21 protein-coding genes are annotated in these 26326 nt (G+C 47.6%); 9 read left to right on the top strand and 12 right to left on the bottom strand.

The features are described 5' to 3' along the window. The first annotated feature begins 359 nt into the window (after nt 1-359). The 6 genes from MJO52_RS17915 to fghA all read left to right on the top strand — a co-directional run bounded on the left by MJO52_RS17915 (nt 360) and on the right by fghA (nt 5409). Complete coding sequence (locus MJO52_RS17915; RefSeq protein ID WP_252083320.1) at nt 360-788, top strand: Hsp20/alpha crystallin family protein; 429 nt, start codon at nt 360-362, stop codon at nt 786-788. A 65-nt stretch (nt 789-853) separates the two neighbouring features. Beyond that, complete coding sequence (locus MJO52_RS17910) at nt 854-1270, top strand: CBS domain-containing protein (RefSeq protein ID WP_252083319.1); 417 nt, start codon at nt 854-856, stop codon at nt 1268-1270. Nucleotides 1271-1435: 165 nt separating this feature from the next. Continuing rightward, a complete protein-coding gene (locus MJO52_RS17905; RefSeq protein WP_252083318.1) occupies nt 1436-2011 on the top strand; it encodes a PhnA domain-containing protein in 576 nt (191 codons plus the stop codon). 188 nt (nt 2012-2199) lie between these two features. Beyond that, on the top strand, nt 2200-3246 hold the full coding sequence (locus MJO52_RS17900) for an AraC family transcriptional regulator (protein WP_252083317.1): 1047 nt from the start codon (nt 2200-2202) through the stop codon (nt 3244-3246). A 153-nt stretch (nt 3247-3399) separates the two neighbouring features. Beyond that, nucleotides 3400-4533 (top strand): S-(hydroxymethyl)glutathione dehydrogenase/class III alcohol dehydrogenase, encoded by a 1134-nt coding sequence (locus MJO52_RS17895; protein ID WP_252083316.1) that lies wholly within the window; start codon nt 3400-3402, stop codon nt 4531-4533. 12 nt (nt 4534-4545) lie between these two features. Beyond that, nucleotides 4546-5409 (top strand): S-formylglutathione hydrolase, encoded by an 864-nt coding sequence (fghA, locus tag MJO52_RS17890; protein ID WP_353505445.1) that lies wholly within the window; start codon nt 4546-4548, stop codon nt 5407-5409. 99 nt (nt 5410-5508) lie between these two features. Here the strand turns inward: fghA and MJO52_RS17885 are convergent, their stop codons facing one another. From MJO52_RS17885 to MJO52_RS17875, 3 genes are all read right to left on the bottom strand, one after another. Then, on the bottom strand, nt 5509-5940 hold the full coding sequence (locus MJO52_RS17885; RefSeq protein ID WP_252083315.1) for a hypothetical protein: 432 nt from the start codon (nt 5938-5940) through the stop codon (nt 5509-5511). A gap of 575 nt (nt 5941-6515) precedes the next feature. After that, nucleotides 6516-7778 (bottom strand): NADH:flavin oxidoreductase/NADH oxidase family protein, encoded by a 1263-nt coding sequence (locus MJO52_RS17880; protein ID WP_286036984.1) that lies wholly within the window; start codon nt 7776-7778, stop codon nt 6516-6518. Beyond that, entirely contained in the window at nt 7768-8427 is a 660-nt protein-coding gene (locus tag MJO52_RS17875; protein ID WP_252083313.1) for a TetR/AcrR family transcriptional regulator, read from the bottom strand. The genes MJO52_RS17880 and MJO52_RS17875 overlap by 11 nt, the downstream gene beginning before the upstream one ends. A 777-nt stretch (nt 8428-9204) precedes the next feature. Between MJO52_RS17875 and MJO52_RS17870 the strand changes: the two genes are divergently transcribed. Beyond that, nucleotides 9205-11415, top strand: coding sequence for a S9 family peptidase (locus MJO52_RS17870; protein WP_252083312.1), 2211 nt, complete (start codon nt 9205-9207; stop codon nt 11413-11415). 295 nt (nt 11416-11710) lie between these two features. Beyond that, nucleotides 11711-12148 (top strand): rhodanese-like domain-containing protein, encoded by a 438-nt coding sequence (locus MJO52_RS17865; protein ID WP_252083311.1) that lies wholly within the window; start codon nt 11711-11713, stop codon nt 12146-12148. A 78-nt stretch (nt 12149-12226) separates the two neighbouring features. Here MJO52_RS17865 and katG read toward each other — a convergent pair whose 3' ends face one another. Further along, nucleotides 12227-14500, bottom strand: coding sequence for a catalase/peroxidase HPI (katG, locus tag MJO52_RS17860; RefSeq protein WP_252083310.1), 2274 nt, complete (start codon nt 14498-14500; stop codon nt 12227-12229). Nucleotides 14501-15032: 532 nt separating this feature from the next. Between katG and MJO52_RS17855 the strand changes: the two genes are divergently transcribed. Continuing rightward, complete coding sequence (locus MJO52_RS17855; RefSeq protein ID WP_252083309.1) at nt 15033-17021, top strand: alkyl/aryl-sulfatase; 1989 nt, start codon at nt 15033-15035, stop codon at nt 17019-17021. Here MJO52_RS17855 and MJO52_RS17850 read toward each other — a convergent pair. The 8 genes from MJO52_RS17850 to MJO52_RS17815 all read right to left on the bottom strand — a co-directional run bounded on the left by MJO52_RS17850 (nt 16932) and on the right by MJO52_RS17815 (nt 26248). Then, nucleotides 16932-18974 carry a DNRLRE domain-containing protein gene (locus tag MJO52_RS17850; protein ID WP_252083308.1) on the bottom strand — a complete coding sequence of 681 codons (2043 nt, stop codon included), beginning with the start codon at nt 18972-18974 and terminating at the stop codon, nt 16932-16934. The two genes, MJO52_RS17855 and MJO52_RS17850, sit on opposite strands and share 90 nt — an antisense overlap. Nucleotides 18975-19053: 79 nt before the next feature. Continuing rightward, nucleotides 19054-19695: a DUF1566 domain-containing protein gene (locus tag MJO52_RS17845; protein WP_252083307.1), complete on the bottom strand. Its 642-nt coding sequence runs from the start codon at nt 19693-19695 to the stop codon at nt 19054-19056. Then, entirely contained in the window at nt 19692-21275 is a 1584-nt protein-coding gene (locus tag MJO52_RS17840) for an ethylbenzene dehydrogenase-related protein (protein WP_252083306.1), read from the bottom strand. Before MJO52_RS17840 ends, MJO52_RS17845 begins: the two co-directional genes overlap by 4 nt. A gap of 227 nt (nt 21276-21502) precedes the next feature. Next, nucleotides 21503-22105, bottom strand: coding sequence for a glutathione S-transferase N-terminal domain-containing protein (locus MJO52_RS17835; protein WP_286036983.1), 603 nt, complete (start codon nt 22103-22105; stop codon nt 21503-21505). A gap of 76 nt (nt 22106-22181) precedes the next feature. Beyond that, entirely contained in the window at nt 22182-22433 is a 252-nt protein-coding gene (locus MJO52_RS17830; RefSeq protein WP_252083304.1) for a YdcH family protein, read from the bottom strand. 509 nt (nt 22434-22942) lie between these two features. Continuing rightward, nucleotides 22943-23635 carry a TetR/AcrR family transcriptional regulator gene (locus tag MJO52_RS17825; RefSeq protein ID WP_252083303.1) on the bottom strand — a complete coding sequence of 231 codons (693 nt, stop codon included), beginning with the start codon at nt 23633-23635 and terminating at the stop codon, nt 22943-22945. A 206-nt stretch (nt 23636-23841) separates the two neighbouring features. Continuing rightward, the gene (locus MJO52_RS17820) at nt 23842-24861 is read right to left on the bottom strand and encodes a cytochrome d ubiquinol oxidase subunit II (RefSeq protein WP_252083302.1); all 1020 of its coding nucleotides are present in this window, start codon (nt 24859-24861) and stop codon (nt 23842-23844) included. Continuing rightward, a complete protein-coding gene (locus MJO52_RS17815) occupies nt 24854-26248 on the bottom strand; it encodes a cytochrome ubiquinol oxidase subunit I (RefSeq protein ID WP_252083301.1) in 1395 nt (464 codons plus the stop codon). The genes MJO52_RS17820 and MJO52_RS17815 overlap by 8 nt, the downstream gene beginning before the upstream one ends. Nucleotides 26249-26326 lie beyond the last annotated feature (78 nt).

Raw genomic sequence — 26326 nt, 5'->3', positions numbered from 1 at the left:
TACTCTCTCTTATCCTAGTTAATTTCAGCGCCATCCACTATCTGTCTGGATTTAATTGGGTAACTATCTGATTTTTTTTCATTTTCCAGAATATTGGAGAGTTAATTGTGGATAGAAGAGTGGGATTTGCCTGCGATGCTTTTCGGTTCATTTCGTAGAGCGTTATAGATTTTCTAAATAGATGAAATCTAAATATTCACAGTTGTCTTTATGCCTTTTGTGATGGTTATTGCAGGCACATATTCCTACCGAATGGCGTGAGATTACCTAGAATGAAATCAAGATGTGAGAGGCGCAAGCCGGATCCATGGGTCTAGCTTGCGCCTCTTGCGACATAGCGGTAGATGGAGGTTGTAAGTATGAGTCTGATACCCAGAGGTTCCCTGCTGGATCTGGATAATATGTTTGAGCAGATGTTGTCACCTGGCCGCGCTATCGGCAGTGAAAGGGAGGGATTTTTCTCGCCACGTATCGACGTGAGTGAACGGAAAAATAAATATGAAATCAGTGCCGAACTGCCAGGTGTTGGTAAGAATGATATCAATATCACTTTGGAGAATGGGGTTTTAACCCTAGAGGCGGAAGTACATCGCGAGATCAAGGAAGAAAAAGATGGTCGGATTCTGCGACAAGAGCGCCGTTATGGCAAATTCCTGCGTAGTTTTAATCTGGGGGAGGATGTTCGAGAAGATGAAATTGATGCGAATTTCAAAGATGGCATTCTGACTCTGACTGTCCCCAGACACGAGGGACATCCGCCACAGAGAAAGCGTATCGAAGTGCACTGATTTTTTCATGCGACGGGCTTCCGTCGCTTTAAAAGTATGTTTTCAGTATTAGTTGAGGTAAAGCAATGAAAGTGAAACAGGCAATGCACCAGGGTGTGACCTGGTGTACACCAGATACCTCTCTACAGGAATTGGCAAAAATCCTGCGGGACGAGGATATCGGAGCGGTTCCCATCGGTGAAAACGATCGATTAGTGGGTATGGTGACCGACCGAGATATCGTATGTCGCGGTGTTGTGCAGGGAGGCAATCTTTCTTCCCTAACTGCCCGTGATGTAATGACTGAGGGCATTGAGTGGTGCTGGGAAGAGGATGACCTACTCTCCGCGGTACACAAAATGGAACAGCAGCTGCTACGGCGAATGCCAGTTCTAAATAGTGAGAAGCGCATGGTCGGCATTCTCAGTCTCGGCGATATCACCTCAGCCATTGCCAGTAAGCAGGGTGGTCACTTCGCCTCTGCGGTTTCGGCTCACCACTAGTTTCCGTAGCCCCATTATGGGGCTTAACTTATTTTCTGGGCCCTGTGAGGAGAATTCTCCGATGGGGCCCAGTCTTATTTTACTTTCTTATTGATTCATAGGTTCTGGTAGGGTTGCACGAATTAGCGAGTGAGGGCGTATACTCCGCACTTTTTGAGGTAATCCATGGCGGTCAGTCAGGAACAGCTGCTTCAGCGCAGTGGTGGTCAGTGCGAACTCTGCAAAGCTCAGGATAATTTGGAAGCTTATGAACTGCCGGAGTCCCCTGTCGGGACGGAGGGCCAGTTACTCCTGTGCCAGACCTGCCGCGATCAGCTGAACAATCCAGCCGAACTCGACAGCGCTCATTGGCAGTGTTTATCTGACAGCATGTGGAGCCAAGAGCCGGCGGTGCAAGTTTTGGCCTGGCGGCTTCTCAAGCGCCTGTCTACGGAAACCTGGGCGCAGGATTTACTAGACATGCTTTACCTGGATGACGATCTTCTTAACTGGGCCCAAGCCGGTGCACTACCTCAAGCGGGCGACATTCTTGTTCACCGCGACAGCAACGGCGTGCAGCTACAGGCAGGTGATAGTGTGGCCATTATCAAGGACTTGGATGTAAAAGGGGCCAGTTTGGTGGCCAAGCGCGGTACTGCAGTTCGTGGTATCAGTTTAACGGATAACCCAGAACACATTGAAGGGCGTGTCGAGGGGCAGCGTATCGTTATCCTGACTAAGTTCGTCAAGAAAATTGTCTGAAACTCTATTGATTGCCAGCTTTAGATACAGGACTAGTTTGCGAAGGGAAGGGTGGTTTCCTATCACATTTCAGTCTTGTGAAGATTACTGGAATAAATTTGCCCTGTTATCATCCCTGGGATACTTCCCTAGGACTTTAACCGCCTGGCATTGGCCGTAGATCCCAATGCTAGCTGGTGCGCCTGGCTATGGCTGTGGTTGTAGCTATGACAGGCAGTGGAGATGGATTGATGAGCCCCACCTATGAAATTCGCAGCGGCACCCTCGCGGGTTTCAACACTCTGGTTCCCCAGTTGGGCGGAATACCTTCGGATTTTCTCGCTGAGGTTGGCCTACCCGCAGACTGTATGCGTCGCCCGGATATCTTGATTCCAATCTCTACTCTGATCGACCTGTTAAACCTGTGTGTGCGTGAGCTGCAATGCAATGACTTTGGCTTGCGGCTGGCGGAGCAGCAGGGCCTGCGTATGCTTGGAGTGTTGGGTAAGTTGGTGCTCAAAGAGAAAGACCTGGATGCCGCGTTGAGTGCCAGCCACCGCTACATGGTATTACACAACCAGGCTGATCACTGGCGAATAATTGAGCGCGATAGCAGACTCTACGCTTATCGCATTTGCCATTATGAAGGGCTTGGTGTTGCTGAGCAGTACAGCGAGCTGGCCTTGGGCGCCGCCTGCAGGCTATTTAGGGAGTTGGCTGGAGCGGATATTCGCCCACGCCAAGTGCATTTTTGCCATGTACCGGTTTCTTCACTCCAGCGTTACCGTGAGTACTTTGAAGCTGAGGTATTTTTTGCCCAGGAATATGATTGTCTCGTGTTCGATGCTGAAGTGTTAGAAAGGCCTTTGAATGCGGCTAGTGAGGGATTGGTGCAATATTTTGAGGAATTTACCCAGTTGCTCATTCAGGGGCAAAGGGGGGATATAGCGAGTCAAGTGCGGACGCTGATCTTGCAGACATTGGGGGCCCAACAGCATAACCTGGCACAGGTTGCCCAACTGGTGGATACCCCTGTTCGCACTTTGCAGCGCCATTTACGTGCTGCCGGCACCTCTTTCAAGCAGCTTTTACAAGAAGCGCGCATGGAAACGGCTCGATGGCATTTACGGTCCTCAAATATTGATATTGCTCTACTGTCGGCGAGCCTCGGTTATACCGATACCAGTGCCTTCTCCAAAGCTTTTCGCACTGTGCATGGGAATTCCCCCTTACAATGGCGCAAGCTACAACATTGATTTTTACTTCTAGGTTTTTCAAAGGGTATTTACCCGGCAGTGTCCCGCCTCATTTCAGTATCCTATTTTGTCCTTCCCTTTTTGCCTCATAAATACTGGCAGGCTATGCTGGGCACCTGTTGATTGAAACAACGACCAGTAAGGAATAACACCATGGGTGCAGAGACGATTCGCTGTAAAGCCGCTGTGGCCTGGAAAGCGGGCGAGCCGCTTTCTATCGAGGAAGTTGAGGTGATGCCGCCGCAAAAAGGCGAGGTACGTATTAAGCTGACGGCTACCGGGGTCTGCCATACCGATGCTTTCACACTTTCGGGGGAGGATCCTGAGGGTGTCTTCCCTGCGATCCTTGGCCATGAGGGAGCGGGTGTTGTGGAGTCGGTGGGTGAAGGAGTTACCGGCTTAACGGTTGGGGATCATGTTATCCCGCTATATACCCCCGAGTGTGGCGAATGTAAGTTTTGTTTGTCTGGCAAAACGAACCTCTGCCAAAAAATTCGAGCAACCCAAGGTAAGGGTTTGATGCCGGATGGCAGCACGCGTTTTTCGATCAATGGAAAGCCCATCTATCACTATATGGGCACCTCCACTTTTTCTGAGTATACGGTATTACCGGAAATCTCCCTGGCGAAAATTAATCCCGAGGCGCCGCTTGAGGAAGTTTGTCTTCTTGGTTGTGGTGTCACTACGGGGATGGGAGCGGTGATGAATACCGCTAAGGTAGAAGCGGGTTCAACCGTGGCAATCTTTGGCTTGGGTGGAATTGGCCTATCGGCAATTATCGGGGCCAAGATGGCGGGTGCTGAGCGTATTATTGGCATTGATATCAATGAAGATAAATTTGCCCTGGCAAAAAAACTCGGTGCGACAGAGTGTATTAACCCCAAAAATTATGAACAACCCATCCAGGAAGTCATTGTCGACCTTACCGATGGTGGAGTGGATTACTCCTTCGAATGTATTGGTAATGTAAATACTATGCGGTCTGCGCTGGAGTGCTGCCACAAAGGTTGGGGCGAGTCTGTAATTATTGGCGTTGCCGGTGCGGGTCAGGAAATCAGCACGCGCCCCTTCCAGTTGGTTACTGGTAGGGTGTGGCGCGGCACTGCATTTGGAGGAGTGAAAGGTCGCTCTGAACTTCCGGATTATGTCGAGCGCTATCTGGCCGGGGAATTTAAGTTGGATGACTTTATTACCCACACGATGCCCTTGGATAATATTAATGAGGCCTTTGATTTGATGCACAAAGGCAAGAGTATTCGCAGTGTCATTCATTACGAAAACGTTTGAGTGGGATAACCTATGTCAATTGAGCTTGTCAGTAGCACCAGATCGTTTGATGGGTTACAACAAGAATACCGGCACCGCTCCGCTGTGTTGAATTGCACTATGCAGTTTTCTATTTTTTTGCCTCAGGGTACAGACAGCGAAGAAGGGCATCGCTATCCGGTGCTTTATTGGTTATCGGGCCTGACTTGCACCGATGCTAATTTTAGCCAGAAAGCGGGCGCCCAGCGTATGGCTGCAGAGCTGGGTATTGTGCTGGTCATACCAGATACCAGCCCTCGTGGAGAGGATGTTGCCGATGATCCCTCCTACGACCTTGGCCAGGGAGCAGGGTTCTATGTGAATGCCACTCAAGAACCCTGGAAGCAGCACTACCGTATGTATGACTATATAGCGGCTGAATTACCGGCGCTAATTGAAGGGCATTTTCCGGTAAGTAAGAAGCGCGCCATCAGTGGTCATTCCATGGGAGGTCATGGCGCCCTGGTTATTGGCTTGCGTAACCCTGAGCGATATACCTCAGTTTCAGCATTTAGTCCGATCTGTAATCCGATCGCTTGCCCCTGGGGAGAGAAAGCGTTTGGTGCATATCTGGGCGCGGATACAACCGGCTGGGAAGGTTACGATGCGAGTGTTTTAGTAGGGCGAGCGACAACGCACCTCCCGATACTGGTCTCCCAGGGCGATGAAGATCAATTCCTTGAGCAGCAGTTACGACCCGAGGCCCTGCAAATGGCCGCCGAAGCTTGTAGCTATCCTTTGCGACTGGAGCACCATGCAGGATATGATCATAGCTACTTCTTTATCGCCTCATTTATTGAGGAACACCTGCGTTTCCATGCGGATTACCTCTTGAGTAACGATAAAATTCCTGCCTAAAGCTGCTGTCATATCGTTTAGAGCTGCGCTGCAACCGGGCACTTTATAATTGCCCGGTTGTAATACATGAGCTTTTTATCGAGCTTACCTGGGTGTCTTTCACCTATCTGATTGAGCGGCAACTGCACGACATTCACCGTGAATCTCTGCCCGGCCTTTCTCGAAAGTCTGTTCAATCGGGAACCAGCCGTTAGAACAGAATCCATTTTCATTTATGAGGAGTTCCACCCTCGCCATTGCCATTTTCTTAATATCGCCTGAGTTTGATTGACTGTGGCCAGGTATACCAGAGCTGGGTTTGCCCCTTGCTGGTTTACCCTTACCGCCCATTCCGGGGCCACGGTTATGTTTACTGCCGTGGCTTCCATCGTTATGGGGCGCTGCCCCCAGGCTTGCCTTATATACAAAGCGTTTGTGTCCTAGTTCAGTGATATCAGCAACAAAAGATTCGTTAGTGGGAACCTTAGGTGTGGAGCTACAGCTGAAGATGAGCAGGGAAGCTCCCATAGTAGAGAGGAGGTTAGCCTTCATTGTTGTTATCCTGTGAGTCATTCGTTTCCAGTATGACCTTTGCCCTGTACTAACGTCGGTTAAGCAGAGTAAACAATTGTTAAGGTCAATCAATTCAACAAGGTGTTTCTTTCTTAGGGGCCTTTACCGGATATTTTCTTCTTACCTAAATAAGTTACTCTTGAAATCTGTGTTTTTATATATGCGTAGAGGTCTACCCAGATTATTTTTACTATAATCTATGGCTTGATAATGGGATAAGGGCCTAAAAAATAAAATGACTTTTTAGTTCTATGGCAATTTATAGAGGAGAAATAGAGAGCAGATTTTCGGGTTTTATTTTAGGGTGCACAGTGTCTCCTGGGCAGCTGGAGAGACCTATTTTTCTGACTCGCTAGGAAATTATCCTCAGTCACAAAGACCTGCAGAAAAGTTATAATCTGACAACAAAATTTTGTTACAGGCTTTTAAAAATACTTGTTTTTCTCGAGCTCGCCCTGGTTTTGGCCGGCGGCGGTACGTCCTTGTATTGTCTCACTTATCTACTGTGATTTACGGTGAGGAACTATAGTTTTCCTAGGCGCAATAAAGTTTTATCAGGCTCGTCGCCTCTGAAAAGAAAGCAATCCGACAGCAGTCAGCGTTTTTAATACTGAGGTCCAAGCACTCATATTTGGTTTCGTTGGCTTTCCTTTGCCAATAAGGGCCAGCTGTTGTTCGTACCAAGTGACATCCAGCATAGCCATAAAATCCAGTCTGGGAATACCTGTGGTGAGCTTTTTCAATGTTATCTTATGGTTGCCATCCGATAACAGTTTGTGCGATAGCCGTGGGTCAACTGCTAATGGGCGGGCTAGGCCGATCATATCCACGGCATTTGATACAAGGGCGGCCTCCATGGCAGCTGCGGAACGGAAGCCACCGGTGACTACGACAGGAATTTGCAACTGTGCACGTGCCTTTTCTGCATATTCGATAAAATAGGCCTCTCGCTTGATAGTGCTTTCTTTCACATTGGCACCAACCATACTTGGGTTTTCATAATTGCCGCCGGAGATTTCAATTAAGTTAATACCTTCATCCTGCAGGGCTTTCAGAACCTGCATGGATTCCTCTTCACTGAACCCACCTTTTTGAAAATCTGCTGAATTGAGTTTTACGCCTACCGGAAAATCTTCACCAACGGCTTCGCGAATAGCGCTATACACCTCGCGTAAAAATCGTAAGCGATTTTCTAAGGTACCTCCCCACTGATCATTTCGCCGATTGTGGTGAGGGGATAGAAACTGATTGATCAGATAACCATGAGCAGCATGTATCTGAATCCCAGTAAATCCAAGTTCTTTCGCCTGTGCTGCGGCCCAGGCAAATTTTTTAATGATAATTACTATTTCATTTTCAGTGAGTTCTCTCGGGCGGTTGAACGTCTTCTCTAAGCCATTAGCCAATGGAATTGCAGAAGGTGCGACGGGTTCGGTACTTAAAAAGTTGGGTGTTTGCTTGCCTGGATGATTTAATTGCATCCAGATTTGTGTACCGTTTTGGCGCCCAGCTTGGGCCCATTTCCGGAACAGGGAAAGGTCCGACTTCTCGTCTAATACCACATTCCGCGGCTCACCCAGAGCTGTTCGATCAACCATGACGTTGCCGGTGACCAGTAAACCTGTGCCTCCCTCTGACCATGTGCGATATAAGTGAATCAGCTCCTCGGTGGGGGCATGATTGGGATCCGCTAATTGCTCACTCATAGCAGATTTAAACAAGCGGTTTTTAACACTGGTTCCCGGCAGAATACTCAGTGGACGAGCGAGAGGTGAATCTCGATCGGTGTTTTTTAAGGCGTTGATACTATTTTTCAAAATGAATGTCCTGCCTGTAAGTTTTAATACTGGCCAGTGTTTGTGCCCCTTGTTGCGTCACCAAGGTGCTAAAAAACGTCCGTAGCTGTCTGAGTAAATCATTGGGATCACCGGATACCTGGTATTGCAGAATACTGCCCTGCCAAACGCTATAACACAGTGTCGCAAGGTTATCGGCGGGGACGTCACTGCGTAGATCTCCTTGATCCTGTGCTAAATGTAATATCGACTGAAGATTTTCCAGCCACCTGTGCTCTACAGACTCAATGGCTTCACGGCAAAGAGGACTGGCCTGGGCTACCTCGGCCGACATCGCTCCGAGTAGACAGGCACAAGACTGACCAACTTTTACTTTGTTTTGAACACGGTTATGAAAGCAGCACCAGAGCTGGATCAAGCCAGGTGCCTGATCCAGGTTTATTATCGTCTGCGCTAGTTCCGCATCAATCTGCTGGCCGTAGCGGTGAATAATGCTGGCTACGAAGGCCTCTTTACTGGGGAAATAGTTGTAGAACGAACCTTTGGGTACACCTACTGCATCCAAGACCTGCTTGATACCAGTGCCGTGATATCCCTGGCTGGTCAGCATCGCGGTGCCTGCTTCTAACAGTGCTTCTTTGGTGTTTTCGCTTTTACGTGGTCGAGCCATGAATATTAGACCGGTCGTCTATTAACTGGTGGTCAATATATGACCGATCGTCTTGGAATGCAAGAGGGAGTGTTTTGTTTTGGTATTTTCTAGGCTAGGGATCAGGAAAGGTTACTTATATGGGGAGATTGGCCCCGACGACCTATTAATCATTGGCCACACACAATAGTTTACTGAAATCGAAAATACTCTTTCAAAATAAAATTTAAGCAGGGATTTTGAATCAATATTAGGTTTTTTTACTCTTTAATTGGTTATTTTTGGTTTCAATTACCCATTTTGGCAGGGGCGCTACTCTTTTCATCGCCGCATACTGAGATGGTTCCTCTATCAACTTGCCTGCTCCGACTATAGAGTCTCCCTCAGAGTTAGATAAGTAAATGGATCAATTGTGATTGAGTTCGCGGTGGTAACAGGGAAGAGCCGCGACCTGGATATCTTTGGGGGCAAATTGTTATGGAAGGAGGTGAGAACTGTTTTAATAGAAGAAGTAAATTGGTTCTTCTTACTGATTTTGTTTCGCCAAAAGCCAGCCCCAAGATTGTCTTCAGGCACTGCGAATATCGATGATGCAGAGTAAATGACGGTAAAGTAAGACAATTGCAGAAGGTTTGATTGTCACTCTGTTAAATTCAGAAAGAGAGCTTGATGCCCTCCGTTATCTGAAGATTACATTGTAGAATTCAAGGACTTTGTTGCTTGCAGAGAAAGTGGTTTAACGCCTTTCTTAACGCAGATTTGCGCCTAGCATAAAACACTAAAACAAAGAGCCCTTCTATGAAAAGAAAACTGCTTGCCCTACTTAGCTGTACAACCTTTGCGGGACTCTGTTCCGCGGATACGTTGACTATTGAGCGAATATTCTCCGATCCGGCCCTTGGAGGCACAGCGCCCCGTGCCCTTGAGTACTCTCCCGATGGTAGTCGGGTAACTTTTCTGAAGGGGCGCGATGAAGACTATAACCGTTACGATTTGTGGGAATATAACATTGCCGATAAAGAGTCCCGTATCCTGGTGAATTCCGATAGCCTGCACAGTGGTCATGAGGAATTGTCCGATGAAGAAAAAGCCCGACGCGAGCGCCAGCGAATTTATGGCAGTGGCATTATGGAATACAGCTGGTCGGAAGATGGTAAGTCCCTGTTATTTCCGTTAGCTGGAGATGTTTATTACTACGGCCTGGATAGTAAATCCGCGCGGCGCTTAACTGAAACTGAAACTTTCGAAACCGATGTGCGGGTTTCCCCTAAAGGGCGTTATGTTTCTTTTATTCGCGACCAGGATATTTTTGTTGTTGACCTAAAGAATGGTAAAGAGCGTGCATTAACCAGTGATGGCCACGGGCCTATTAAAAATGGTATGGCCGAATTTGTTGCTCAGGAAGAGATGGGGCGTATGAGCGGATACTGGTGGTCACCAGATGACCGTCATATCGCCTTTCTGCAGGTGGATGAGTCTCCGGTGGATAAGGTAACTCGCAGTGAAATCTATGCTGATCGCATTGACCTGATTCAGCAACGCTATCCCGCTGCAGGGAGAGCGAATGTAAAAATTCAGCTGGGCATTCTGAATGTAGAAACCGGTAAATCCCGCTGGGTAAACCTTGGTAATGAGCAGGATATTTATATTCCTCGCGTGCAGTGGGCGCGCGATAACCTACTGACTTATCAATGGCAGTCCCGCAATCAACAGAAGTTGCAGTTGCGTGCTTTTGATCTGAAGACGAACACTGGTAATACCCTGTTGATTGAGTCCAGTGATACCTGGGTAAATTTGAGTGATGATCTTCACTTCTTGGAGAATAAAGATCAATTTATCTGGTCTTCAGAGAGAGATGGTTTTAAACATCTCTATCTCTATGATCTAAGTGGTAAATTGTTGAACCAGATCACTCAGGGTGACTGGGTAGTGGATGAAGTTGAAGCGATTGATGAGAATCAGGGTTTGGTGTATTTCACCGGGCGTAAAGATACTGTGATAGAGCGACATTTGTATCGAGCGCCATTCAATGGGGATGGAAAGATACAACGTATCTCCAGCAAGAAGGGAATGCATGATATCGAGTTTTCCCAAGATGCCTCGGGTTATATCGATAAATTTTCCAGTGTAAATACCCCGCCTCAAGTAAGCCTGCATAATGCCAGTGGCGAACTAACGACCTGGCTGGAAGAAAATGCGGTTATTAATGGGCACCCTTTACACCCTTACAAAGCTGATTGGATTACTCCTGAGTTCGGTACCATTGAATCCCCTCTGGGGCATCAGCTTAATTATCGACTTTATAAGCCAGCTAATTTTGATGCATCAAAGCGTTACCCGGTTATGGTTTATGTCTATGGTGGACCCCATGTTCAGGTAGTTACCAATAGCTGGGATAAAGCCTTTAACCAGTTTATGGCTCAGCAAGGGTATGTCGTTTTTTCTCTGGATAATCGAGGCTCTGCTAACCGCGGAACGACTTTTGAGAACCCCATTTTTAAAAATATGGGTAGCCCTGAAGTTGAAGATCAGGTTACTGGGGTGAAATTCTTGCGCACACTACCTTTTGTCGATAGTGAGAATATTGGTATCTTTGGGCACAGTTATGGGGGCTATATGACTCTTATGAGTATGTTTAAAGCGGGTGACTATTTTAAGGCAGGTGTATCCGGTGCTCCTGTTACCGATTGGTCCCTTTATGATACCCATTATACTGAGCGTTATATGGGGAAACCCGAGACCGATGCGGATGCCTATCAGGCTTCATCAGTTTTTCCGTACACTGAGGGACTTAAGGGCTCCCTGTTGATTTATCACGGTATGGCGGATGATAATGTCTTGTTTACTAACACCACCCGACTGATCAAACAGCTGCAGGATAATGGCCAGCAGTTTGAATTGATGACCTACCCTGGCAAGAAGCATAGTTTGCGCGGTAAACAAACTCGGATTCACCAGTACACAATGATCAGAGATTTCTTTGATCGACATTTACGCAAAGACAGCTAATTTTTAGTTATATTGGTTTCTGCATATCAGGCCCCCAGGCAAATAAAGCTTGGGGTTTGATTAGTGAAGTACTGATATCGTTCTTATCCCTTTTACGTTTTTTGTACCAAGTTTCCAATCATCTCAAGAACATCTCTATTTGTCTCATGTGGTGTTCAATCATTTTTGGTGATTGATATTTTTTGTTTACTTTCTTTCTCATGGATTATGTTGTTTGAGGAAATTGAGAGTGCAAATAATCTACTAAGTGATTTTTGGTGGATCTGTTCAGGAATATATTGGGTTAGGGTGAATTATGTTGAATAGAATTGGTGGTAGATTTATTGTATTAGCTGCATTGATAAGTTTTTTGGGGTGTGCCGGTGTTGGAACTGAAAAAGAGATGCCGTCCCAGGATGAAAGTGGCGAAATGGTGGGAGTTGAAGCAGAACTACTATCTGCTTATATGCAGGACCAATCCCTATTGACTCTAGTTGATGCGCGGACAGTGGGGGAGTTTGAGGCTGGGCATGTAAACGGTGCAATTAATGTCCCTCTAGGTGATTTCGATGAAATGAGAGAGCATTTAACAATAGGTCTTGACGAGATGGTATTGGTCTACTGCAAAAGTGGCACACGGGCAAAAAGATTGGCAAATAAATTATCTGCAGTCGGCTATAAGGATGTCAGAGTTATATCATCACATCATTTGAAATTTATTGAAGGAGAAATACTTTTTGCAAACTTGGATTAAAGTTTGATGAGGATTTAAGAGGCAAGGTAAACCGGCAGATATGCTGGTTTACCTTGAGGTAATTATCGTAAGAACTATTTACTGACTAGCAGTGTCAAAACGATCCAGATTCATTACCTTAGTCCAGGCCTTAGAAAAGTCCTGCACGAATTTCTGCTGAGAGTTATTGAAGGCATAGACCTCAGCGACTGCCCTGAGCTCAGAGTTAGAGCCAAAGATTAGATCCACAGGGGTTGCCGTCCACTTCACCTTACCGGTTTTGCGGTCGCTACCCTCATAAACCCCCTCTGCTTTATCGGATTTTTTCCATACTGTGGACATGTCTAGTAAGTTGACAAAAAAGTCGTTAGTGAGTGTTCCTGGTTTATCGGTAAAGACGCCGTTTTTCGATCCATCAGTATTGGCGTTCAGCGCGCGCATACCGCCAATCAAAACCGTCATTTCTGGTACAGTGAGGGTCAACAGACTGGCGCGGTCCACCAGCATCTCGGTGGGTGTACGGCTATTATTACTGCTGAAATAATTGCGAAAGCCGTCGGCTGTGGGTTCCAGCATGGCGATGGAATTAACATCAGTCTGTTGCTGGCTTGCATCGGTACGACCAGGCTTGAAAGAAACGCTGATCTTTTGCCCCCCATCCGCAGCTGCTTTCTCAACAGCAGCAGTGCCACCGAGAACAATAAGGTCGGCGAGAGAGACTTTCTTACCCCCAGATTGGGCACTGTTAAACTCTTGCTGAATTTTTTCTAGCTGTGCTAGAACCTTGGCAAGTTCCTCTGGGTCATTGACTGGCCATTGTTTCTGGGGATTCAGCCGTATACGTGCGCCATTTGCTCCTCCACGCATATCTGAGCCGCGAAAAGTCGAAGCAGAGCCCCAGGCCGTTCTTACTAGCTCAGGCACGGTAAGGCCTGAGGAGAGGATTTTCGTTTTAAGTTGGCCGACATCATTGTCATCTATTACAGGGTGATCAACTTTTGGTACTGGGTCTTGCCAGATCAGATCCTCTTTGGGAACTTCCACACCCAGATAACGCGCTTGAGGGCCCATATCGCGGTGAGTCAGCTTGAACCATGCCTTGGCGAAAGCGTGTTTAAATTCCTCAGGATTTTCCTGAAAGCGCTTGGCAATTTCCCGGTAACTGGGATCAAACTTTAAAGATAAATCGGTGGTAAACATGATTGGTGCATGCCGCTTGTTTTTATCAAAGGCGTCTGGCACCAAGTTGGCCGCAGCTTGATCATCGGGGATCCACTGTACTGCACCAGCGGGGCTCTTGGTTTTTACCCAGTTAAACTTGAATAAATTATCCAGGTATTGTTGGCTCCAGTTAATAGGAAGGGCCGACCAAGCCCCTTCAAGCCCAGAGGTCATTGTGTCATCGGCATTACCCTTACCACACTTGTTTTTCCAGCCCAGTCCCTGTTGCTCAATTGGGGCTGCTGCCGGTTCTGGGCCTAAGCAATCAGCTTTTACCGCGCCATGAGCCTTGCCAAAAGTATGGCCACCAGCTATCAGAGCAACCGTTTCTTCATCGTTCATGGCCATGCGGGCGAAGGTTTCACGGATGTCGATAGCCGCAGCCTTGGGATCAGGATTGCCGTTGGGACCCTCTGGGTTTACATAAATCAATCCCATCTGAACGGCCGCCAGTGGTCTTTCTAACTGGCGATTACCGGTGTAGCGCTCATCGGCCAGCATCTTTGTTTCCGGGCCCCAATAAACCAGATCTGGCTCCCAGTCGTCTATACGGCCACCGGCAAAGCCGTAGGTCTCAAATCCCATGGATTCAAGAGCAACGTTGCCAGTGAGCACCATTAGGTCAGCCCAGGATAGATTGGCTCCGTATTTCTGCTTGATAGGCCACAGCAGACGCCGTGCTTTATCTAGATTGGCATTATCTGGCCAACTATTCAGAGGGTCGAATCGCTGCTGCCCCCCTCCTGCGCCTCCGCGTCCGTCGTTAACCCGGTATGTACCTGCGCTGTGCCAGGCCATTCGGATCATAAAGGGGCCATAATGCCCATAATCCGCAGGCCACCACTCCTGGGAAGTTTTTAACAGCGTTTCAATGTCACTCTTTACTGTTTTGAGATCCAGTGTTTTAAACGCCTCGGCATAATTAAAGTTTCCTCCCATGGGGTTAGACTTTGGGGAGTGTTGCCGCAAGGGGCGCAGATCCAGCTGGTTGGGCCACCAGAATTGGTTTGGTTTAGGTTGGAAGTCCTTTGGGCCTTGGCGGGTGACGGGATCGGTCACTACCTCCTCCTCCTCAGCAGAATATGAATTTGACGCCAATAATGACAATATGATGAAAAGAGCGGTGCCGAGTGAAGCTCTATAGAATTGCATTGCAATCATCTCCATAGGATAAGGAATGCAGATTACAGCTTTTTAATTTGGTCTTTCTTACGAATTTAAAGAGGTATATAGCCTATATTGGCGACGTAATTTTTTCGAGCTTTGTCGGATCAAGCAGCTGAGAAAGTACTTATTTTCAGTGGGTGAAAAATAAATAATATTGGCTAGCGTGGTTTTTTGGGGCGATATTGGACGTTATCCGTATTTATCCATCGTGATTTTATAAGTACTAATCATCTGTGTCTTTGGTGAATGATTTCTCAAGATTAAATGTAATTTATTCGGCTGTTTAGCTTCTTTAAATAGTTAATTGTTGAAAATGGCGAAATAAATCCTGGTGTCTAACACTATTTTTCAATATTAGTGGCTTTTATGATATGTGAGCAGTAGCTTCTTTGGGAAGTTTAAACAAGACCACCTCAATACGCAGAGATGAGTTGTTGCGTTCAGGTGTGCTGGCCCATGATTCTATTTTCTGATTCTAGGGCTAAGCCTATGGCAATGATTTATAAGGAGATTCTGTATGCGTATTTATTTTATTTTTGGGGTGCTTTGTCTTTTATTGATGGCTTGTGGTGAATATTCACAAAAAGCGATCAAATATTCTGAGGAACTGAATACCAAAGTTAAGCCGGCGAGTAAGGTCACCAAAGCGCATAACTTGTCTGTAGCGAAGCAACTGCCCTTCTCCAATGACTTGGATTTCCAGCTAGCCAAACGTGGGTTTATTGCCACGATTCCGGGAGCACAGGTTACAAACGCTATGGGAAGGGAGGTCTATGGACTGGCTCAGATGCAATTTCTAGATGGGGCGCCAAAGGATACAGTTAATCCGAGTCTTTGGCGGCAGGCTCAACTTAATGCTTTGAACAATGGGTTGTTTGAAGTTGTTGAAGGGATTTACCAGGTTCGCTCACTAGACCTAGCCAATATGACCTTGATCAAAGGGGAAACGGGATGGATTGTTATCGATCCCCTAACTTCTATGGAGACAGCTGCTGCTGGCTTGGCTCTGGCTAATAGGACGTTAGGCAATAGGCCTGTTAGCGCTGTAATTTTTACCCACAGCCATGCGGATCATTTTGCCGGTGTGGCGGGAGTTCTCACGATGCAACAGCTAGCCGAAGGGAGTGTGGAAATTATCGCGCCTGACGGATTTTCCGAGGAGGCAATCAGCGAGAATGTCCGCTCGGGCAATGTGATGCAGCGGCGGGCGCTCTACCAATTTGGGGACCTGTTACCATCCAGCCCAGATGGATTTGTGTCCTCGGGTCTTGGCAATCGCGTGTCTGATGGAGAGCACGGTATTGCAACGCCTACACAGCTGATTCCCGAAGAAGGGGCAGAGATGAGAATAGATGGTGTAGATATCATCTTTATGAGCACCCCTGGAGCCGAAGCTCCCACTGAGATGGTCTTCTTCTTTCCCCAGTTTAACGCCCTATGTATGAGTGAGATTGCCAATCACACTTTACATAATATCTATACGCTTCGCGGTGCTAAAACTCGGGATGCGCTGGCGTGGAGTCGCTACATAGAGAGAGCCATGGAAAAATTTGGTGGAGATACCCAGGTGGTTTTCAGTAGCCATCACTGGCCCACCTGGGGAAATAGTGAGGCGCTGGATTACCTAGCAAAGCAACGAGATCTCTACAAATATATTCACGATCAGACTCTACGTCTGGCTAACCATGGCCACGACATGATCGAAATCGCCGAACAAATACAATTGCCAGAGGCGCTCTCCCACACCTGGGCTAACCGGGGTTATTACGGTACGGTCAATGTGGGAGCAAAAGCGGTGTACAACCGTTATCTAGGATATTTTGATGGGAACCCTTCCAATCTACACCCACTCCCTCAGGAAGAAGCCGCGCTTCACTATGTAGAGTATATGGGGGGGGAAGAAGAAATAATGAAGCGGGCACGGCAGGATTTTTCCCAGGGAAATTACCGTTGGGTGGCGATGGTGTTAAAGCACTTGGTTTTTGCTGAGCCAAAAAATCAGGAGGCACGTTATTTATTGGCGGATGCTTTCGAACAGCTGGGGTATCAGGCGGAGTCTGGAATTTGGCGCAATTTTTATTTAAGTGGTGCCAGGGAGTTACGCCACGGAGTTGAGTTCCGTGAGGAGATGCACCCGCCGGAAGAAATTGTTGCGCGGGTGCCTCTACAACTTTTATTTGATGCTATGGCGGTACGTCTCAATGGGGAGAAGGCGGCGGATGCGGATATCCGCTTAAATATTGAGATGACGGACAACAAAAATAAATACTTAGTGGTCGTTAAAAATGGAGTTTTACACGGTTATCCAGGTCGACACAGTGAAGATCCTTCAGCGAGTCTGGCACTAAGTAGCACCGACCTGCGACTGATGTTCAGTGGTTTGGTCGGTGCTCCCACCATGATCAAGGAGGGGCGCTTAAAGGTGCGCGGCAATCCCTTGGCTTTGATCCAGTTTGGCAGACTCTTCGATAAGTTTGATAGGAACTTCAACCTGGTGACCCCTTAATTGGGAGATGCCGGGCAAGGTGGGCAACAGTTTGTCGGGCCTCATATCACCCGTTACTCGTTGCGGTATGAGTCCCTGATAAGTGGAAGCGGCCGGCTTCGCTTTTAGAGCAAAATTGTTACAAGTAGCCTCAACTTTGAGTGCCGGTGACATGCCGCTTTCCTTGGAAGTGAAGTCTACACCGTTAATACCACTGCGCGCGGCAATAACAAGCCCAGTATTCATACCGCTAAGCCAACTATTGAGAAGCCCGGAAGACAGAAGATCGATACTTTCTAAACCCTTATAAAAAGGCACAAAGCTCTCTGCCAGATTGCCACGTACCGATGAGCCCCCCACAGAGTTCCAGGTGGCGTTTTCCTCACTCCAGTTATTGGCGGCCTGGTAGATACCGAAAGTGCTACCTGATCGATTCGTGACATTCAGCTGCAGAGTGGCAGAGCTGATAGAGGAGCAGCCGGAAAGACTGCCTAGATCAAATTTAATCAGTGTGTAGAGTGTCCCATAGGTGTGGTCACTCCCATCGGCCAGTAGTCCTTCGGGGTCATGGTTAAAATTACTTGATGCGTAACGGGAGGAGATAAACACATCATCGCTTATTGGTAGGGAAAAGCTGCCGTTACTATCTGAGCTCTCTTGAATCACGCTGCGGCCAGCGTTATTAGCGATCAAATTCATGGATTCCCCCAGGCGATTGGCGCTCCACCAATTCACATTATCTGGCAGGATGAGTGGATCGGCGGCACGTGCCTCCCGAGTCAGAGTTTCTGCAGTGTTATCGAACTGTGCGGTGCGCACTACCAGTCCACTTTCACTCACCTGGATGACCTTAAACTGCTGGATACTGGCCATGTCGATGGTCCAGGTTTTGGCGTCGTTAGCTGAACGGGCTGGAGCACCCCAACTCCCTTCCCCCACGTAAACGGTACCGCCGTTGTTGGTGGTAGAAAAGTTATTGCCACTGGGTATCACGGCCTCAGTCATTTTGGTGAGATGAGTATCGGATTCCACCACCAGATTCATCGCATAGTCGTAAAATGGCTGCGCCCACCAGTTAAATAAAGTGGGATTGTCAGACTTGCCGCTGTAATGGGGGAACATGGGTTTGTGATATTGGGCGAGACGCCAGCTGGCGGCGCTGCCATAGCTGGATAAATCGCTCGACAGCCAATTATTCATTGCGCTGGCGTAAGAGGACCATCCACTGTTCTGAAACTGGCTATTTAAGGTGTAAATACGCAGTAATGGTGACACCTGCACGGCACCATAAGTGTCGCTGGGCGAACAGTCTCCATCGCCATTAAAATCCACGCCGAAGACTTCGCAGAGGGTCGAGTAATTATCATCTTCGTGATTGCCGTGAGTGGGGATCAATGGGTAGATTCGCTTGTAGCTATAACCATCAATCGTATCGCTGGAGTAAGTCAACTCCCAGTCGTCGAGGAATTCTCGCATTTCTGAGGCGCTATTGGCATTGGTGAAGTCGCCGCCATGCATCACTGCGAGAGGGCGTATTTTAGCTAGCAGAGTATTTCCCTGGCGACGAGTGGTATGTCCTGTGCGGGTATCACCACCGGCAATTACTACAAAAGGCGCGTTTTCTGCTGGAGCTGTCCTAAACCAAAATCGCTCACCACAGCCATTTTGGTCACATACACGAAAATAAACAGGAGAATCCGCATTCAAATTTTGCAGGCGTACAAAATGGCTGGTGATACCGCTATCGAATGTTTCGCTATTGCTGACAAATGCGCTGTTCCAGCTGCTTTCATTGGTGGAGTAACCGTAGCTGACATAGGGATTACTGCTGTTGACATCTGGAGAAAAACCGATGACAGCACTGCTGGAAGCATCGCCATCCCAGGCAAGGCGGTAGTGTTTGGTGGCGGCACTGACGTCGACTGCCAGCAACAATGTCGAAATAGTGAGAGCGGGGCCTATATATCGTCTCATTGCGGAAATTCCTCTGCAAAGTTGGGACTTTTTGTGAGAGGCCACCGCCTGGAGGGGGCAGGTTGGTGGCGCGCAGGAATTATTGGGGAACGATGTGACAGATGCTTGAACGATTGGTTACCAAGCGTGTGAAAGCTGCATTGCGATAGGGAATTGTGACGGTTTGCCCATTTATAAAATTGACCGATGCGCCACCGACTTTTAGATAGGAGTAGATGCCTTCGAGGGGGAGGTCGCCATCACTGGTCCAGTAATCACCGCGCTGGGTTTTGGGGAAGTATCCAGTTTCGATACTGGGGCTTCCCGGCTGTGCGTCTGGAGCCACCAGTGAACGCAGTTCGCTGGCGGAGGGCAGGCGCCAATGTTTTGCATCACAGAGTTGTTCCCGGTTAGTGTGCCGGATTAAGTCCTCTGTGTCACAGCGCTCTGCTTCGAAATAACAATCTCCATTATTGGCAACGCCCTGATTGTTTAATAGTCGCGAATAAGTCCAACGTCCATCGTGAATGTCCTCACTATCTGTCTTGACCTCCCACAGCAGACCACTGCGGCTATCGCAGACACAGGACCAGGGGCCCTCCCAGGTATCCATTACTTTTCCCTCAGCGCTCACTTTTAGAAGGTGGTATTGCTGCGGTTTTGGAGCCTGTGGTGTGTGGATAACGGCAGCACCGATCAGACAGGCGGGGAGAATAAAAATCAAAAAGAGTCGCGTGATCATAGTGCTTTACTCAGATTCAGTTGGATGGCTCTGGTATGACGGGTGTGGGCAACTTGTGCGCGATCAAATGCGGAAACCCACAGGCAGGTGCCATCTTCAATAGGAATATCCAGGGGAGAGGCTGTATTTAATTTGCGCACAAGCTCTAGCGACCAATATCCATCACGCCAAATACCTTTGGCTCTAACATCGGCGCGATCACCCTCGAAGCGGTTGGAGGTATAAAGTACCGAAGGCATTAGAGTTCCTGGTGCTATCCGGTCGCTTTCTGCTGAGTAAGGTTGGTAATCAAACCAAGAGATGGTCCAATCAAGCTCCTGGCCTTCTTTAACATTTTGAAAGGGAGCCAATACATTATCGTCACTAGGCAAGCGTTTGGGAGTGATGCCAGTGGGGGAATACCATTTCCAGTTCAGTAAATAAGCACCGGATTCCTTTGCATCCTGTTGGTAACCTGCGGTGTAGCGGCGTTTACCTGCACGCACTTTATCTGGCGCGCCGATAAAATTGTCATCCGCCAGATACATTTTATTAGTGCGTACTGCTTTCCAGTGCCAAAGATCGTGTAGTTGCCCCGATTGGCTGTAGTGATACCCCTTGCCATGCCAGTTTGATGGCTTATTTGCCAGTGGTGAACGTCCCAGATGGGCGGTGCCAGCACCTCCAAAGTTACAGTGACTGGAAAGTAACAAGGCAAATTTGTCTTCGTAAAAATTCTTTTCATCAAAATTCTCAAAGCCTTGCTGCTGGATCTTCCAACCTTGATCCGTTTTTATCAGGGGTAAATGAGTCAGGCTTTCTGTGGGATCCTGCCAGGAAATATGAAAATAAATCTCCTCACCATTTTGCAGAGCTTTGAGATGCACATCAGTGCGACCCTGATAAAAATTTGCGCCGCCATCGGTACTGATTTTTAATGGCCAAGCTTTTGCCCATTGGGGTTCATCGGCATGGCCATCAATATCAATGATCGTATGGATAGGAATCGAGGTTACGGGCAGTTGATAATAAGAAAATTTGGTCAGAAGCAGCCAACCGCTGAGCAGAAAGATGGGCAGCAAACTACATAGCAATGCCAGTTGAATTCTTTTGTTTGTGGCTGGCTTGAGGATATAGAGAAGAGCACTTTGCCCGAACTGCAGTAGATAAACGCCTGCGTGTAGAAAAATATAGGCGCTGAGTCCAAGCGCGGCGAAAAAATGTAATATTCGGACCAGTGATAACTGGCCTATCCCAGCAAAGAGCAGCCAGCCACTGGCCAACGAGATGCCAATGAAGCTAATGCCCCCCCAGGTGACTACTCGGTGGTAATTCCATTGTTTATGAGCGCATGATTGTTCAATTCGATAAAGTCGAATAGCATTCGAGTATAAATAAGAAAGGGCAACCAGCGAAAGCAGGAGTGCAGAGAAGAAATGTACACTGTGTACCTCTCCCTGGGGCAGCAGTTCTTCAATTGAGGCAATGGCGGGTTTAGTGAGTGTGGCAATACGCAACCCACTGAAAAGACTGCAGATCACTGCTATTACTAATGCAGTATGCAGCAGTATCCACATGGGGCTTTTTGATCTGTCAGACATAATTAGGCCCTAAAAAAGCCCACAGGCTATCGGCGGGATATGACAGTTTAGAGAAACTTATGTGGCTCTGAGAAATGGTTAAAACTCATTACTCCGCCAAAATGCAGTGTTTGCTAAAAAAGTGATGTTGGGGGATGCGTTGAAAATATTTAGGCCATGCTTAATTAGGGAGAAACTGTAGGGAGGCTTGGCGACGCTAAGTTTTACTTAAAGATTTCAAAGCTAAGTTAGTCGCGTAATGGCGTTATTTTGAAGCTTTTTCGTATTTCGAGGGTTTCTGACAGGGCGCTTAGTTGTGGCCTATCTTTGCGCCAGTTGAAGTCTTCGTGCCGAAAATCAAGGTATGAAAGTGCAGAGCCGAGCGCAATTTGTAGAAGACAAAATGTTTGAGGAAATTGATGGATTCTGGCTTCAAAAAAATCCAGGGTACGATTGATTGCACTGTTGTAGCGCTGCCACCAAAATTCTGACTGAAGCCCTTCACGCCCGCGAATTTTCTCTACCTGTCTGTGAACCAAGATCTCCATTAGACCCGAGGACACACTATAGAGTGTTTTTAAATTCCAGTCATTGTCTATCGCAGAGCTGAGGTGGCCATCTCCAAGTTGTTTATCTAGGAACTCACAGATCACTTCGCTATCCATAATAACGTTTCCGTTATCTAAGGTCAGACAGGGAACTTTACCTAAAGGATTATTGGATATTAAATAATTTGTATTGTGAAAAGGGTGAGAAAAAACCTCACTAACGCGGGAGTGTAACTTGAGTTCTTCTATAACAATTCGGGTTTTTCGGGCAAAGGGGGAGGAGTAAGTCAGAAAGAGTTGCATAGCGGCGCTTAATCACTCAGCCACTCTATATGGCCGGCATTGGTGATGAGGCGCCGCTAATTTTGCAAAATAACTACTAATGGTGGGGAATGACATCAGTAATACGGTTATAGAGGTGTTGTTTGAGATAGGCACGTTGCTTTTTTAGTCTTGAATAGTGATCGTCATCAGTGCCGATGCCACTATCCTGTAGTCCTCTAATTTGTTTATCCAGTTTTCGATACTGGTCGTTATCTAGCTTGAATTCTACGTCATTCCTGATCAGGTGCTTGATAGTATCGGCGTACTCGGGAAAATCCAACTCCAGCTCATGCGCGGCTATGGACATAGAAAACCTCCCCTCCATTCAGTTAAAGCATCAAGGGTAATATTAGTTTGTGAATTTAAAGTCACAAAAATCACCTCCAAGAAGCAGGCTGGGCTGCTAATTTTTGGACGATGATTTACCCCCGTTGTTTCAAGCTGATAACGTATTAGGCGGCTAATTTTTAGGTGTGAAAAGGTTGTTCAATTATAGGATTTCTTGAAGGCGGTATTCTTTATGAAGAAAAATTCTAACAAAAGAAAATTTTAGAATGCCATTTTTTAGAGAGTATGCTTGTGATTGATCAGAAGTTTACTCTGAGTGTGTCGTTTATGACATTGTAAGGCGAAAGCGATGGTGAAATGTTAATGGCTTTCAGTATTGCCGCATTCGTAATTTTTATATTGATAAAAAATGAAATTTAACTAATTGGAAGTTTTGTTGACTGGGTACACAAAAAAGCCTGGCAAATATTATTGCCAGGCCCTAGGTGTGTCGATATTATCTAAATTTTAATTAATAAAATTTAGGCTTTATGCAGAGGCTTCTAATGGAGCAAAGCGCAACTGACGTCTTTGCAACAGCTCTCCGAGATACAGCTTTAAGTAAGCTGCAGCGGCACGCTTGCCCTCTGCGGCGGCTTCCTCGGTAATTCTTCCGAAACGCGAGTATGCCTGGGAACAAAACGAATCATTGATATTGATGGCGCACATAAAACGGTCGCGCCAGTCCTGTGATGGAGGCAACTCAAATTCACGAGACAGATTCTTAATCAAGGTATCTGCCAAGCGCCAGTTGTTTTCCATCTGTAATTGACGTAGAGCCCAGCTGGACTGTGGCCCGTAGTGTACTTTGAGTGCGGAGATATTATCTTCGTAATAACTACGCACTAAGTCGCACAGGTGGTAGAGCATATCTTGCCAGCTATCCGCTGGTGAGAAATCAGAGTGCCCCAGTACCACATCGCCAAATGACTTGTAGTGACGTTCCGCCAGAGCGGTAAGGCTGGCATCTACGCTTGGGAAAAAGTGGTACACGGATGCAGCTGGGACCCCAGCTACCTGGCTCAGATTGGCTAGACTTATGTCTGTGGAATCCTGCTCGGCAATGAGGGTTTCCAGCGCGTCGAGAAGCTTTTCATACTTCTCACGGCCGTTTTTACGTTGTGGTTTGCGCGGACTGGCAGTGTCGCGCCGGCTAATAGCACGTCGATCGATTTGGTTCAAATTCACCTCCCCTTAGACAAGCGCAGTTGGCAAGCGCCAGAAGTGCGCTTTACTTCCTTGTAAAAAATTGTCTTCTGGAATTGATGATTATTATCGTACCAATTTCGGGGAGCAAGGGGATTTTGTTCGAATTGTGGGATAGTTCCGCGCTGGCGGATTAATTTTGATCAAGTGTTACTATCCCACACAATTCGAAAAAGGTTGTGCTAATGGTAGTGAAGTTCGGAAGCTTTACCGCGAAACACATAGTACGAGAATGCCGTATAGATCAGTATGATCGGCACTACAATCAGGGCGCCCACTAAAATGAATTTCAGTGAAGCGGTGGCACTGGCTGCCTGCCAGATATTCAGCTGCCCAGGCACTATGTCGGGAAAGAAGCTAAAAGCCAGGCCGATAAAGCACATCAGAAAAATAGTCACTACCAATGTGAAGGGCAGTGCACTGTGCCTATCGTTGGCTTTGGGTAACCTGGCCAGCAAGAGGTCATTAAAAATAAAAGCCAGAAAACACAGGGTGGGTATCAGGAGTACGAACATCACCAGTGGATAGCTGAACCAACGATCAAAAACGGCTGGATTGACCAGTGGATTGATCGTGGAGACTGAGACTACGCCAAGGAGAGTCGCCCGCCCAGCCCGACGCGCCCAGCGTACTGCCCGTTCCTGCAACAGTGACTCGGTTTTCAATACCAGCCAGGCCGAGCCCATATAGCTGTAGGCGGCAGTTACCCCCAGGGCACTGACTGCAGAGAAAAGCTGTGCCTGCCAGCCAGGCTGGAACCCCATCACATATTGCCCCAGCATATAACCCTGGGCCAGGCTGGTGATTATGGATCCTGCTTTAAACGTCCTGTCCCAAGCGAGTTTATGCCCCACGGCTGCTTTGGCGCGAAAGTCAAAAGCCACGCCGCGCAAAATCAGCCCCACCAGCATTATCGCTGCTGGTATATAGAGATGCATCAGCACTAGGTTGTGGGCTATGGGAAAGGCGATAAGCAGCAGGCCGATGGCGAGCACCAGCCAGGTTTCATTGGCATCCCAGAAAGGACCAATCGAGGCAATCATGGTGTCCCGCTGGGGCTCGTCTTCCTTACCCAGGGGGAGGAGAATACCCACCCCAAGGTCGTAACCATCCAGAATGGCGTAAACCAGTACTGCTAGACCCATTAGGCCGATAAAGACAACGGGTAGCCAATAGGCTGCGGATGATGCGGCCTCATTCATGGGATTCCCCCTTGGATTGCTCTTGGGTGGATTTCGGTAGGTTGGTTAGGCTGCCACCGGCGAGAGGTTCTTTGGTTTCAAACTCCTCCACTTTGACCGATTTCAAAGCCATTACTTTTAGGGTGTGAATATAGGCATAGAGCAGGATGACATAGACAAGCAGATATAGGGTGAGAGAGAAGCCCACATGGGAAGGTGGAATCTGGGTTACGGCATCTGCGGTTTTGAGAACCCCGGTCACAAGCCATGGTTGCCGACCAATTTCAGTGACATACCAGCCTGCTAAGGTGGCTACCCAACCCGCGAACGTCATTCCTACCAGGGTTTTGAGCGCCCAGTTGGGTAGCTCTTTGCGCCGCCAGAGGAGGTAGCAACCTCCCCAGGCGACAGCTAGCATTAATATCCCCATACCCACCATAATTCGGAAGGCGAAGAAAACGGGTGCAACCGGCGGATGATCATTGGGGAATTCTTCGATACCTTTTATTTCTCCATTTAAATCATGGGTCAGAATAAAGCTGGCCATTTTGGGGATAGCTATCTCGAAATGATTGGTCTTCTTCTCACCATCTGGTATTGCAAATAGTAATAGTGGCGCGCCCCTTTCGGTCTCCCATACTCCCTCCATTGCCGCCACTTTCTGCGGCTGATACTTAAAAGTGTTAAGACCGTGTAGGTCGCCGACAAAAATCTGGATTGGAATAAAAACAGCTGCCAATACCAACCCGGTTTTTAGTGCTAGCCGCGGTGCACGCTTTGGGTCACCTTTAAGTATCCGGTAAGCAGAGATACCTGCGACAAAGAAGGCTGCAGTGAGACCCGAGGCCAGTAGCATATGAGTGAGGCGATAGGGGAAAGAGGCATTAAAAATAATAGCCAGCCAGCTCTCTGGGTAGGCGACACCATCTCGTAGTTCAAAGCCGGATGGGGTCTGCATCCAGGAATTGAGTGCAATGATCCAGAAGGCGGAAAGTGTGGTGCCAATAGCCACTACAAAGGCTGAGAAGGTGTGAACTTTGCTGGGGACACGATTTATTCCAAACAACATGATACCTAGAAAAGTGGCTTCCAGAAAAAAAGCGGTAAGCACTTCATAACCCAAGAGAGGCCCGGCGATATTGCCAACCCGAGCCATAAATCCTGGCCAGTTGGTACCAAATTGGAAAGACATAGTGATGCCACTAACGACACCGAGCGCGAAGGTTAGGGCAAAGACCTTTACCCAAAAACGATAGGCTCTCATCCAAACAGGATTATCAGTTTGGTCGTAGCGAAGCTTGAAGAAAACAATAATCCAGGCGAGGGCTATTGTGATGGTGGGAAAAAGAATATGAAAACTGATATTGGCCGCAAACTGTATTCGGGAGAGGATCAGAGTATCTAGCATGGGAGCCTCTGCTGGTCGGACTAATTTATTAACCAGATAACCGGGCGACTCTTCCTGATAGGCCCGGGGGTGCCCGTT

Source organism: Microbulbifer variabilis (genome assembly GCF_023716485.1).
Lineage (GTDB): Bacteria > Pseudomonadota > Gammaproteobacteria > Pseudomonadales > Cellvibrionaceae > Microbulbifer > Microbulbifer variabilis_B.
Note: the sequence above shows the minus strand (reverse complement) of the source record. Positions and strands in the feature narration are given on the sequence as shown.